Below are 12,873 nucleotides of genomic sequence, written 5' to 3'. Positions count from 1 at the left end.
TAGCCATGTCCATCATCCGTTACCCCCAGCTTGCCCACTGGGGCGCTTTTACCGCTGTTGTTGAAGATGGCAAACTGATCCGTTGTGAACCATTTGCCAATGACCCCAACCCTTCTCCGTTGTTGGAATCCATCACCCCCATGGTTTATTCCGATAAACGTATTCGCAAACCGGCGATACGCCGCTCGTGGTTACAACAGCGAGAGAAAAGTGATCGAACTTTGCGTGGTCGGGAAGACTTTGTTGAAGTGGAATGGGATGTCGCGCTGGATTTAGTGGCGCAAGAGAACCGCCGAGTCAGGGATCGTTACGGCCCTTCCGGGTTATTCACCGGTTCCTATGGTTGGTCTTCTGCCGGGCGTTTACATCACGCGCGTTCATTAGTCCGGCGTTTCTATTTCAGCGGGGGCGGGGGGGTTGATCAACTGGGCAATTACAGTTGGGGCTCGGCACAGTTTTTTCTGCCTTATGTGATTGGTACTTTTAGCCCGCTGACCGGCAGGGTGACATCATGGCCGAGTGTGGTTGAGCATTGTGAATTGTTTATTGCGTTCGGTGGGTTGGCGCTGAAAAACGCCCAGGTCTCTTCCGGTGGATCGGCGGAGCATTCATTAAAATCCTGGTTGGAGAAACTGGCACAAAAAGGCACGCCAGTGATTAACATCAGCCCGATGCGGGATGATTGCCCGGCATTTGTTAATGCTGAATGGATACCGATTCGGCCCAATACTGATGTTGCGCTAATGCTGGCGCTGGCTTATGAAATCCAACGTGTTGACGGGCAGGACCAGGCTTTCCTGGCTACCCATTGTGTGGGCTATGAGCAATTAGCTGATTACATTCGTGGGGTGAATGACGGTATTGCTAAAACCCCGGAGTGGGCCAGCGAGATTACCGGTATTCCTGCGCCAAGAATTAGCCAGTTAGCACAGCAACTTATCGGTGTTCGCAGCTTTATGACCTGCTCCTATTCAGTACAGCGCGCACACCGTGGTGAGCAACCTTACTGGATGGTGATTGCCTTATCAGCCATGTTGGGGCAAGTGGGGCTGCCCGGTGGCGGCTTCTCATTTGGTCATGGCTCCATGAACGGTGTGGGTAACCCACGGATAGACACGCCGGGGCCAAGTATGCCGGTGGGTAAAAATCCTGCTGGGTTGGCTATTCCAGTGGCACGCATTTGTGACATGCTGCTGCAACCGGGGCAACCGTATCAGTTCCAAGGGGAAACCCATACCTATCCCGATATTCATTTAGTGCATTGGGCTGGCGGCAATCCATTCCACCATCACCAGCAATTGAATCGGCTGGTGGAGGGGTGGCAAAAACCGGACACCGTGATTGTGCAGGATATCTGGTGGACACCTGCGGCTAAAATGGCCGATATCGTGCTGCCAGTGACCAGTTCGCTGGAACGTAATGATATCGGTGGCTCGTCACGGGATCGCTATGTATTGGCGATGCATCAGGCGATTGCGCCGCAACATCAGGCTCGTAACGATTTTGATATTTTCGCTGATCTGGCCGAACGGCTGGGTTATCGCAGCCAATTTACCGAAAATAGAGATGAAATGGCCTGGATCAGGCATATCTATCAGGAGTGCGGTGTGGCACAACAGCCGCATGGAGTGGCGTGGCCTGATTTTGAATCTTTCTGGCAACGGGGCCATGTTGATTTACCTGCTCCGCCAAAGGAGTTCGTGTTTTTTGATGCTTTCCGCGAAAATCCACAGGCGAATCCGCTGCAAACGCCAAGTGGCAAAATTGAGCTGTTCAGTGAGAAAATTGCCAGCTATCACTATGAGGATTTTGCGCCTCACGCTGAGTGGCAACCACCGGTTGAGTGGTTAGGGGCACCACAAGCTGAGCAGTGGCCGCTGCATCTGATCTCTATTCAACCTGAGGATCGTCTGCATAGCCAACTTGATCCGGCACCATTGGCTCAGGGGAATAAAACCGCCGGTCGTGAAACACTGTATATGCACCCACAGGACGCAGCCAAACGTGACATTACTGAGGGCAGTCAGGTTCAGGTTAGCAACGTACGGGGTCATTGTCTGGCGGGTGTGCGTATCACTGATGGCGTTACTCGTGGGGTGGTGTTGATGGCTACGGGGGCCTGGTTTGATCCCGGTTTCGGTGGCAAACAGCATAAGGTTGAGCAATCAGGTAACCCCAATGTTCTGACGCTGGATATTGGCACCTCACGTTTAACTCAAGGCCCGAATGCAATGAGTTGTCTGGTTGAGGTGGCGCTGTATTAATTTTATCTTAGCGGGACTTATGGTGTTGCCGGTGGGCTAGCGGCAACACCCATGATTTTTGCAATACACCTCAATGAATTACAAACCTATTTCGCCTTTCTGACAATGTTCACTACTGGTTACACTTTGCACGTAAATGTTGCGATTGCTTGCTGGCTGTGGCTTCACTGAAACGGATACAGTGTTCATCCCAGAGGTATTAATTGGTGAGTAATCAACATACGCTGTGTGTTAAAGCCAGTTTTTTATTTGCACCGACCTACGCAGATGCGTAGGTTTTTTTTTATTTCTTCTTGCCCCTGCAATATCAGCCTCCTGTTAGCGATATCTTAGCCACTATTATAGTATTCTCTTTCTTTCATATTCACCGTCTTATAGGGAAATAAACATGGGTTATCGCTTATTGCGTGCTCTTTTTCGTCGATTATTTCGTGTCACCATTGATGGTGTGGATGACCAGTTTACTCATCAAAAACTGATAATTACGCCGAATCATGTCTCTTTCCTTGATGGGGCTTTGCTCGCATTATTTCTGCCGATCAAGCCGGTTTTTGCGGTTTATACCAGTGTCTCTGAGAGCTGGTATATGCGCTGGCTAAAACCTTATATCGATTTTGTCGCACTTGATCCTACCAAGCCAATGGCTATCAAACATTTGGTCAGGATGGTGGAACAAGGCAGGCCAGTCGTGGTGTTCCCTGAAGGGCGTATTACCGTGACCGGCTCATTGATGAAAATCTATGATGGTGCTGCATTTATTGCCGCCAAATCCGGCGCTACGGTAGTCCCGATCCGTTTGGAAGGGCCAGAATTTACCCATTTTGGGCGTTTGGGTGATGTGCTCAAACTCCGCTGGTTCCCGAAAATTAGCATTCATGTTTTGCCTGCGACCACGTTATCCATGCCGCAAGCGCCGCGTGCCCGTGACCGCCGAGTGCTGGCGGGTGAACACTTACATACTATTATGATGGCCGCGCGTATGGCTATCGTGCCACGGGAAACGTTGTTTGAAGCGCTGTTATCGGCACAAACTCGTTATGGGCGTTTTAAACCCTGTATTGAGGATGTTTCATTTAAAGAAGACAGTTATCAAACGCTACTGAAGAAAATCCTCGGTGTCAGCCGTATTCTGCAACGCTTCACCGCGCAGGGCGAGCATGTTGGGATGTTATTACCGAATGCGACGATTACCGCAGCGGCGATCTTTGGTGCTTCTCTGCGTGGCCGTATTCCGGCAATGCTTAATTACACTTCGGGTGCCAAAGGGCTGAAAAGTGCAATTATTGCGGCATCGTTGAAAACCATCGTCACCTCGCGCCAGTTTTTGGAAAAGGGCAAACTGACGCATCTGCCTGAACAGGTTACTGAGGCAAATTGGGTCTATCTGGAAGATTTAAAAGACACGGTTACGCTGGCAGACAAATTGTGGATTCTATTCCATTTATGTTGTCCGCGCCGAGCGATGTTGCCACAGCAGGCGGGCGATAGCGCACTGATTTTGTTCACTTCTGGCTCGGAGGGGAACCCGAAAGGCGTGGTACATTCTCACGCAAGTATATTGGCTAACGTTGAGCAGATCCGCACCATTGCCGATTTCACCCCGCGTGATCGTTTTATGTCTTCGCTGCCGCTGTTCCATGCTTTCGGCCTGACGGTGGGGTTATTCACTCCGCTGATGACAGGTAGCCGAGTATTTCTTTATCCCAGCCCGCTGCATTATCGGGTGGTGCCAGAATTGGTGTATGACCGTAACTGCACGGTGCTGTTTGGCACGTCAACTTTCTTGGGCAATTATGCCCGCTTTGCTCATCCTTATGACTTTGCGCGGTTGCGTTATGTGGTGGCAGGGGCGGAAAAACTGGCTGATAGTACCAAACAGATTTGGCAGGACAAATTCGGCATTCGTATTCTGGAAGGGTATGGCGTCACCGAATGTGCGCCGGTAGTAGCGATTAACGTACCGATGGCAGCGAAAGTGAATACCGTTGGGCGCATTCTTCCGGGTATGGAGGCGCGCTTGATAACCGTGCCGGGAATCGAGCAAGGTGGGCGTTTGCAATTGCGCGGCCCCAATATTATGCGCGGTTACCTGCGCGTAGAGCATCCGGGGGTATTGGAACAACCGGCGGCGGAGAATGCTCAGGGTGAGCGTGAGGAGGGGTGGTACGATACCGGTGATATCGTCACCCTCGATGAGCGGGGGTTCTGCGCCATTCGTGGGCGAGTGAAGCGTTTTGCCAAATTAGCCGGTGAAATGGTGTCACTGGAGAGTGTCGAACAACTGGCATTGCGTATCTCACCTGAGGGGCAACATGCCGCAGCAGCTAAAACCGACAGCGCCAAAGGGGAAGCACTGGTGCTCTTCACCACTGACAGTGAAATGACTCGCGAACGGCTGATTAAAGCTGCTCGTGAGGGTGGTGTGCCAGAACTGACCGTTCCCCGTGATATCAGAGTAGTGAAAGCATTGCCCCTATTGGGGAGTGGTAAACCTGACTTTGTTACGTTAACTAAAATGGCACAAGATGCGGAGATGAGCGAATGAGTCAGCAAGCATTGTCAGATAAGCCTTTGCTCTCCAGAGGAATGATCGCCGTACTTTGCGCTCAGTTTTTCTCCGCTTTCGGTGATAACGCACTGCTTTTTGCCACATTGGCATTAATTAAGCAGCAGTTATATCCCGACTGGAGCCAGCCTATCTTGCAAATGGCCTTTGTGGCCACTTATATCATCCTGGCTCCGTTTGTCGGGCAAGTGGCTGATAGCTTTGCCAAAGGGCGTGTGATGATGGTTGCGAACGGCTTGAAGCTGGCTGGCGCATTAGTTATCTGTTTTGGTCTGAATCCATTTCTTGGCTACAGCCTGGTTGGCGTCGGCGCGGCGGCTTATTCACCGGCTAAATACGGCATTCTGGGGGAAATCACCTCCGGTGAGCAGTTGGTTAAGGCCAACGGCATGATGGAGGCATCAACCATTGCGGCTATTTTACTCGGTTCAGTCGCCGGTGGGGTGCTGGCTGATTGGCATCTGATCGCGGCATTAAGTGTCTGTGCCCTGGTATATGCCATTGCGGTGGTGGCTAACCTATTTATTCCACATCTGGCTGCTGCCCGTTCCGGCAGCTCATGGCGGCCACGGGCCATGACCGGTAGTTTTTTTGCTGCATGCCGCATTCTGTGGCGGGATGGCGAAACGCGCTTCTCACTGGCGGGGACCAGCTTGTTCTGGGGGGCGGGGGTCACGTTGCGCTTCCTGCTGGTGCTATGGGTGCCGGTAGCATTAGGCATTGCCGATAACGCCACGCCGACGCTGTTAAACGCCATGGTGGCGATTGGTATTGTGATTGGCGCGGGTGCTGCGGCACGCTTCGTGACACTTAAAACAGTAAAACGCTGTTTACCGGCGGGGGTATTAATTGGTGTGGTGGTGGCGGCATTCTCACTGCAACACAGCATGCCAATGGCCTATTTACTGTTGATTATTATCGGGATTTTAGGCGGTTTCTTTGTCGTGCCGCTTAATGCCTTATTGCAAGAGCGCGGCAAACAAAGTGTGGGCGCTGGGAATGCGATTGCAGTGCAAAATTTGGGTGAGAATACCGCAATGTTGTTGATGCTGGGGCTCTACTCGGTGGTTGTCAAACTGGGTGTGCCAGTCGTCGTGGTTGGTGTTGGTTTCGGTGTGATCTTCGCGCTGGCGATTGCATTGCTATGGGGCTGGCAGTGGCAACAACTGCGCCGTAAAGCGGCTAAATGATGTGGTAATCGTCATACCAATGCCGCCGAGTGCGGCATTATTCATTATCAGTATTCTAAGGCCGCATTAGCGGCCTTTTTACTATTTGAACTCAAGTGAATTTAAGGTGCAGGGAAGGTAAAGCGGGTGTGGATCTCTTCCAATGCATTAAGCACTTCCTGGTCCAGAACTAGATTCTGGCTATCAATATTACTTTTCAGTTGTTCCAGTGTGGTTGCACCTAACAGTGTACTGGCAACAAACGGTTGCTGGCGTACAAAAGCCAGCGCCATCTGTGCTGGATCCAACCCATGACGTTTTGCCAGTGCCACATATTCCGCTACCGCTAACTGGGATTGTGGCCCGGTATAACGGGTGAAACGGCTGAATAATGTATTACGTGCGGCGGCAGGTTTTGCGCCATTGAGGTATTTGCCGCTCAGGGTGCCGAAGGCCAGGCTGGAATAAGCTAATAGCTCAACGCCTTCGTGTTGGCTTATCTCGGCCAAACCAACTTCGAAGCTGCGGTTAAGCAGGCTGTAGGGGTTCTGTATTGAGACAATGCGCGGTAAATCATGTTTTTCTGCCAATTGCAGATAGCGCATCACGCCCCATGGGGTCTCATTTGATACACCGATATAACGGATTTTCCCTGCTCGTACCTGCTCGTTCAGCGCTTCCAGCGTTTCAAGCAAGGTGACCACAGCAGTATGTTCGCTATAGCGATAATTCAATTTACCAAAACAGTTAGTTTCACGTTGTGGCCAATGTAATTGATAAATATCGATATAATCAGTATTGAGCCGTCTAAGACTATCTTCCAACGCGATGCGGATATTTTTCCGGTCTAGCGCCATATTGGGGCGAATCGGTTGATCGCTGCCGCGTGATGGCCCAGAGACTTTACTGGCTAAAATGATTTTATCACGCTCACCGCGCGCTTTTATCCAGTTACCAATGTATTGCTCAGTTAACCCTTGGGTTTCTGGCCTTGGAGGCACTGGGTACATTTCTGCGGTATCGATCAAGTTAATACCGGCAGCAACGGCGTAATCCAGTTGCGCATGGGCATCGGCTTCACTATTTTGTTCACCAAATGTCATGGTGCCCAGACCCAGCAGGCTGACTTCTAATGAACTGTGGGGGATACGATGATATTGCATTGCCGACCTTCCTTAATGTCTGAAATTATCAGGCCATACCCTTGGTAGTTGGTATTGCAGCGTCGTTAGCTACGCCCACTCACCTGAATTTTCTATTTGAATAACTGCTTCAGGATGTGTTTGTTTGGCCTTACTGAAACACCAATTATTTGGGTACAAGTAAAACTCGCCTTATTCGACTATAACGAAGCACCGCAGTTGGGGGAAGTGTACAAGGGAAAAGTACATAAAAAAGTGGTAAACGGGGCCAGTGAACTGCGCCCAGAGGGTGATATGCTCGCTAACGTGCAAATTGCAGGGGGTTGCTTACGGCTTAATATTCGGCCCATCCTTGGGCCTCTTGATTGCAGCCGCCTTCCGGCATCTTTAAATCTATTGGGTTGATGTTTTTTTATCAGCCGGTTTACTCTTTTTCCCACGCATCAAATTCAGGGTTTCAACACCCATGGAGAAGAACATGGCGAAGTAAATGTAGCCTTTTGGAATGTGGATCTGGAAACTTTCCAACATCAGGGTGAAGCCGACCAGTATCAGGAAAGAGAGCGCCAGCATTTTGACTGATGGATGGCGATTAACAAACTCCCCAATCGGTCTGGCAGCAAACATCATCACGCCGACAGAAATAACCACGGCGGCCATCATAATAAACAGATGATCTGACAGCCCAACGGCTGTTATCACTGAGTCCAGACTAAAGATGATATCCAACAGCATAATTTGCACGATAGCCGCAAAGAAAGAGCTGACATTACTGGTGTGCTCAGTATCGCTCCCCTCAATGGTTTCATGAATTTCCTTACTGGCTTTCCAGATAAGGAATAGTCCCCCTAGCAGCAGGATCAAGTCCCGCATAGAAACACCGTGGCCTGCCACTGTAAACAGCGGCTCAGTCAGGCGGATAACCCAGGCAATAGAAGCAAGTAACGCCAGACGCATTAACATTGCTCCGGCCAAGCCAATACGGCGGGCTTTGTTTTGCTGAGCTTTGGGTAATTTTGCGACCACTAAAGAAAGGAAAATAATATTGTCTATCCCGAGAACAATCTCAAGGATAGTCAGCGTGCCTAGCGCCAACCAGGCATTTGGATCGGCAATCCATTCAAACATTGCGCCTATACACCTTACGGAAACACAAAATACAATTATATACCCTTCTTACTTGAAGTTGCAGGGGTGTTAGCTACGTTTACTCACCCGAATCACTTACTTGAGTAAGCTCATCGGGATTCATGCACTTGCTGCCTACCTGCAACTCCACGTTCTTTGGGTATTCTCATTTATTTATTAATCGGAATAATCAGATTCGTCCGTTAAAGCAAGAAGTGACGGGCCAGCATCGGGCCAGTAAAGGTCTTTTTCAGATAAAAACCACGGGGTAGTGTCATGATCGGTTGCCCTTTTTCACCAATGGCTTCAGTTAACGCACGGCTATTGGCGGCCTTCGGGCGCAATTGGAGTACCTCACCGTGGCGAGCGGTGATGGTTTCTACTTTGCCAAGAACGATAAGGTCCATTAACTCTTCCCAGTCACGCCGCAGCAGTTCTTCTTCTTGCGCATTCGGGCTCCATAATAGAGGCGCGCCGACTCTGCGTTCCGCGAGCGGGATCTGCCGCTCACCCTCAACAGGTACCCACAATACGCGGGCCAGTTTATGCCGTACATGGCTGCTTTCCCAAGTGATACCACTGTTGCCGGTCAGGGGGGCGACACAAACAAAAGTGGTTTCGAGAGGTTTGCCCTGAGCGCTGATCGGGATTGTTTTTAGCTCAATGCCGATGTCGGCAAAGTCCTGTTCTGGTTTACTGCCAGCACTGGCCCCCAAATAAAACTCCAGCAACATACCAACCCAGCCTTTTACTCGCTTTAAGTCTGCCGGAATAACCCATTGAGCACGCGCCGCCAGTTCGCCAAGAGTAAAACCTGACAAAGCTTGAGCACGTTGAAAAAGTTGATGTTCATCAGTCGGTGGTGCCGGTGGCAGTGAATAAACAGACATGGGTAGAAACCTGCTAAAGTCGGTTAAAAAACAAGCTGAATTAAAAGTGGCGGTAGATGTATTGTTATGCACTGTGGATGAAATGAATAATAGCATGATTTAACGGAAGTTTTCTTTCCTTCCAAGGATGAAATATTTTTATTCTGGTTATCTTGTGCACCTACTGACAGCGATAATGAACAGGATCTTACACCTATTTATCCACAGATTTATTGGATAACCCCAGTAAATCACGATCACTGGTTCAATTTACAGCCTTGACGACGGCTTTTTTTGCGAGTTTTACTCTTTTTTGCATAACTTTGACGCATTATCTGTGGATAAAAACCACATTGATGGATCTTTAGCCAGCGACAGATCCAAAACGGATATAGATCACATTTCACTACCGTTTAAACCTGTGGGAAACCTGTTATTTTGTTGAAATTAATCATTTATTTTTTTAGATATTTTTGTCGTATTATTCCGTTAAAATGAGTTGTACCTACTTTTCCCTAGAGTTCTACACACCTATATCCACAGAAAAAGTGAATAAAATGTCGTGTGTAGCCCTTGGGGTGTTCATAACTTTGCTTATATCTGTGAGTTATCCCAGAGTTATCAGGTTTAGCTGGCAGATAAGCAGTGGTTTACCGCCTGTTGCTAGTGTGAAACAATCAGAGCATCTTTGAGTTTTAAGCTTATCGAGGTAGTCCGGTGATCGATGATGATGGCTACCGCCCGAACGTGGGTATCGTAATTTGTAATCGGCAAGGCGAAGTGTTGTGGGCCAGGCGTTACGGTCAGCACTCTTGGCAGTTTCCTCAAGGGGGGATAAACCCCGGTGAAACACCAGAGCAGGCAATGTATCGCGAACTTTTTGAAGAGGTAGGACTTAACAAAAAGGATGTCCGTATTCTGGCTTCAACCCGTAACTGGTTACGTTACAAATTACCAAAACGTTTGGTGCGTTGGGATACAAAGCCGGTGTGCATCGGCCAAAAACAACGATGGTTTCTACTACAGTTAATGTGTAATGAAGCCGATATCAACATGCAACGCAGCAGTACCCCGGAGTTTGATGGCTGGCGCTGGGTCAGTTATTGGTACCCGGTGCGTCAGGTGGTCTCTTTTAAACGTGATGTTTATCGTCGTGTGATGAAAGAATTTGCTGCAACCGTCATGCCCGTGCAGGAGGTTGTTCCACCACGGGTTCCGCCCGCTTATCGCCGTAAAAGAGGTTAAGTTAAGCCGATCATGCTCATGCGTTTGCGAGAAATAGTTGAGAAAGTGGCGATGGCAACCAGCCTGGCGGATGCGTTAGAGCTGTTGGTCAATGAAACCTGTCTGGCGATGGACACGGAAGTCTGCTCGATATATCTGGCAGACAATGACCGCCGTTGTTACTACCTGATGGCGACTCGGGGTTTGAAAAAGCCCCGTGGTCGCACCATTACGCTGGCTTTTGACGAAGGTATCGTCGGGCTGGTGGGGCGGTTGGCCGAACCCATTAACTTGGCCGATGCTCAGAGTCATCCCAGTTTTAAATATGTACCACAAGTTAAAGAGGATCGCTTCCGGGCGTTTCTCGGGGTACCTATTATTTATCGTCGGCAGTTGCTTGGCGTGTTGGTGGTGCAGCAGCGCGAGCATCGCCAGTTTGATGAGAGCGAAGAGTCGTTCATGGTCACGCTGGCCACGCAACTGGCGGGGATCCTATCTCAATCGCAACTGAATGCGATTTTTGGCCAATATCGTCAAACACGAATTCGCGCGCTGGCGGCGGCTCCAGGCGTGGCAGTAGCAGAAGGTTGGCAGGATACCTCGCAACCATCCCTTGATTTGGTTTATGAAGCCTCAACGCTCGATACTGTTCAGGAGCGTGAACGCCTGACTCAGGCGTTGGAAGAGGCTGCGGCAGAATTCCGCCGCTTTAGTAAGCGTTTTGCTGCCAGCTCACAAAAAGAGAGTGCGGCAATTTTCGATCTCTATTCGCACTTGTTAAATGATGCCCGCCTAAAGCGTGAGCTTTTCGCGCAAATTGACGCCGGTTCAGTGGCTGAATGGGCCGTGAAACAAGTGGTTGAACAATTCGCAGCCCAATTTGCCAGCCTGCAAGACACCTATATGCGTGAGCGAGCCAGTGACCTGCGGGCATTAGGTCAGCGCTTGTTGTTCCATCTTGACGATAGCACCTCTGGGGCCAGCCAATGGCCTGAGCGTTTCATCCTGGTTGCCGATGAGTTAACCGCCACTCTATTAGCCGAGGTGCCACAAGATCGTCTGGCGGGGGTAGTGGTGCGTGATGGTGCTGCTAACTCGCATGCTGCGATTTTAGTGCGCGCCATGGGTATTCCAACGGTGATGGGTGCAGATATCCAGCCTGCGTTGCTGAATCAGCGGCTATTAATTGTTGATGGCTACCGCGGCGAGGTGCTGGTTGATCCCGAACCGGTACTGGTCAAAGAGTATCAGCGGCTGGTCACTGAAGAGATTGAGCTCAGCAAACTGGCTGAAGACGATGTCGAACAGCCTGCGGCCCTGAAAAGTGGTGAGCGGATTCAGGTGATGCTGAATGCGGGTCTTAGCCCAGAACATGAACAATTGCTGGGGGGGCGGGTTGATGGTGTTGGTCTATATCGCACTGAAATCCCTTTTATGTTGCAAAGCGGCTTTCCGTCGGAAGAGGAACAAGTTGCGCAATATCAAGGCATGTTACAGCTTTATCCTAACAAACCCGTCACATTACGCACCTTGGATATCGGTGCCGATAAACAGTTGCCCTACATGCCCATCAGCGAAGAAAACCCGTGTCTGGGTTGGCGTGGGATCCGTGTAACGCTCGATCAGCCAGAGATCTTCTTGATCCAGGTTAGAGCGATGCTGCGTGCCAACGCTGGAACCGGTAATCTGGGTATTCTATTGCCAATGATCACCAGCCTGGAAGAGGTCGATGAAGCTAAACGCCTGATTGATCGTGCTGGGCGTGAGGTTCAGGAAGTTTTGGGCTATGAATTGCCACAGCCTAAATTGGGGGTAATGATTGAAGTCCCCGCCATGATCTTTATGCTGCCCTACCTCAAATCGCGGGTAGATTTTATCTCAGTTGGCACCAACGATCTGACCCAATATTTACTGGCAGTAGATCGCAATAATACTCGCGTTGCATCGCTGTATGACAGCCTGCATCCGGCGATGCTACAGGTACTCAGCCATATTTTGACGCAGGCGACACTATCGGGTTTGCAGGTGAGCCTTTGTGGTGAAATGGCAGGTGACCCGATGGGCGCGTTGTTGCTGGTCGGGTTGGGTTATCGCAATCTCAGTATGAACGGTCGTAGTGTGGCGCGAATTAAATACCTGCTGCGCAATATCGATTTAGCGGATGCGACAGCATTGGCCGAACGAGTATTGAGCGCCCAAATGACCACGGATGTGCGTCATTTAACAGCAGCATTTATGGAACGCAGGGGCTTAGGTGGATTGATCCGCGGCGGGAAGTAAGCTTATCCCGTTGGTCCTGGGTGCTATAGCGTTGTTAGTGCCAGTCACTGGCGACTATTCCAATGTGTTTTGGTTTTTTGTGAGTAATATTCACTGTCTGGGGTTGCGCTGTTTACAGAACTTTTCTGTTTGGCGCTGCCCAGACAGGCCTAACCCTATGCTATTATGCGCAACCTGTAGCCCTAACCGGGCAAGAACATTAATTTTCTCAAAATATGAGACATTTCGTGG

The 12,873-nt window shown here is 50.0% G+C and carries 8 protein-coding genes; 5 read left to right on the top strand and 3 right to left on the bottom strand.

Annotated features, from left to right (window positions below):
* Positions 1–5 precede the first annotated feature (5 nt).
* The 3 genes from A6J67_RS21690 (at position 6) to lplT (ending at position 6,020) form a co-directional block, all read left to right on the top strand.
* Complete coding sequence (locus A6J67_RS21690; RefSeq protein WP_105165862.1) at positions 6–2,264, top strand: molybdopterin guanine dinucleotide-containing S/N-oxide reductase; 2,259 nt, start codon at positions 6–8, stop codon at positions 2,262–2,264.
* Positions 2,265–2,652: 388 nt separating this feature from the next.
* Positions 2,653–4,809, top strand: a complete 2,157-nt coding sequence (gene aas, locus A6J67_RS21685; RefSeq protein WP_050073623.1) for a bifunctional acyl-ACP--phospholipid O-acyltransferase/long-chain-fatty-acid--ACP ligase — start codon at positions 2,653–2,655, stop codon at positions 4,807–4,809.
* On the top strand, positions 4,806–6,020 hold the full coding sequence (gene lplT, locus A6J67_RS21680) for a lysophospholipid transporter LplT (protein ID WP_050073624.1): 1,215 nt from the start codon (positions 4,806–4,808) through the stop codon (positions 6,018–6,020). Before aas ends, lplT begins: the two co-directional genes overlap by 4 nt.
* Before the next feature lie 101 nt (positions 6,021–6,121).
* On the opposite strand, the gene A6J67_RS21675 is transcribed toward lplT, so the two are convergent.
* The 3 genes from A6J67_RS21675 to mutH form a co-directional block, all read right to left on the bottom strand.
* A complete protein-coding gene (locus tag A6J67_RS21675) occupies positions 6,122–7,162 on the bottom strand; it encodes an NADP(H)-dependent aldo-keto reductase (protein WP_005185838.1) in 1,041 nt (346 codons plus the stop codon).
* A 372-nt stretch (positions 7,163–7,534) separates the two neighbouring features.
* Positions 7,535–8,269: a TerC family protein gene (locus A6J67_RS21665; protein ID WP_005185835.1), complete on the bottom strand. Its 735-nt coding sequence runs from the start codon at positions 8,267–8,269 to the stop codon at positions 7,535–7,537.
* 203 nt (positions 8,270–8,472) lie between these two features.
* Positions 8,473–9,159, bottom strand: a complete 687-nt coding sequence (mutH, locus tag A6J67_RS21660; RefSeq protein ID WP_050073625.1) for a DNA mismatch repair endonuclease MutH — start codon at positions 9,157–9,159, stop codon at positions 8,473–8,475.
* Between the two features lie 696 nt (positions 9,160–9,855).
* On the opposite strand from mutH, the gene rppH reads away from it, so the two are divergent.
* Positions 9,856–10,383, top strand: coding sequence for an RNA pyrophosphohydrolase (gene rppH / locus A6J67_RS21650; RefSeq protein WP_005185831.1), 528 nt, complete (start codon positions 9,856–9,858; stop codon positions 10,381–10,383).
* A 12-nt stretch (positions 10,384–10,395) separates the two neighbouring features.
* Entirely contained in the window at positions 10,396–12,642 is a 2,247-nt protein-coding gene (ptsP, locus tag A6J67_RS21645; RefSeq protein ID WP_032906528.1) for a phosphoenolpyruvate--protein phosphotransferase, read from the top strand.
* The last annotated feature ends 231 nt before the right edge of the window (positions 12,643–12,873 follow it).

Origin of the sequence: Yersinia sp. FDAARGOS_228 (genome assembly GCF_002073315.2) — a bacterium.
Lineage (GTDB): Bacteria > Pseudomonadota > Gammaproteobacteria > Enterobacterales > Enterobacteriaceae > Yersinia > Yersinia intermedia.
This window is presented reverse-complemented; position numbering and strand designations above follow the sequence as displayed.

What these genes read in the sequence shown, in the direction of transcription:
- A6J67_RS21675 (WP_005185838.1), bottom strand. Translation starts at nt 7,162, where the DNA reads ATGCAATATCATCGTATCCCCCACAGTTCATTAGAAGTCAGCCTGCTG.
- A6J67_RS21665 (WP_005185835.1), bottom strand. Translation starts at nt 8,269, where the DNA reads ATGTTTGAATGGATTGCCGATCCAAATGCCTGGTTGGCGCTAGGCACG.
- A6J67_RS21690 (WP_105165862.1), top strand. Translation starts at nt 6, where the DNA reads ATGTCCATCATCCGTTACCCCCAGCTTGCCCACTGGGGCGCTTTTACC.
- mutH (WP_050073625.1), bottom strand. Translation starts at nt 9,159, where the DNA reads ATGTCTGTTTATTCACTGCCACCGGCACCACCGACTGATGAACATCAA.
- aas (WP_050073623.1), top strand. Translation starts at nt 2,653, where the DNA reads ATGGGTTATCGCTTATTGCGTGCTCTTTTTCGTCGATTATTTCGTGTC.
- ptsP (WP_032906528.1), top strand. Translation starts at nt 10,396, where the DNA reads ATGCTCATGCGTTTGCGAGAAATAGTTGAGAAAGTGGCGATGGCAACC.
- lplT (WP_050073624.1), top strand. Translation starts at nt 4,806, where the DNA reads ATGAGTCAGCAAGCATTGTCAGATAAGCCTTTGCTCTCCAGAGGAATG.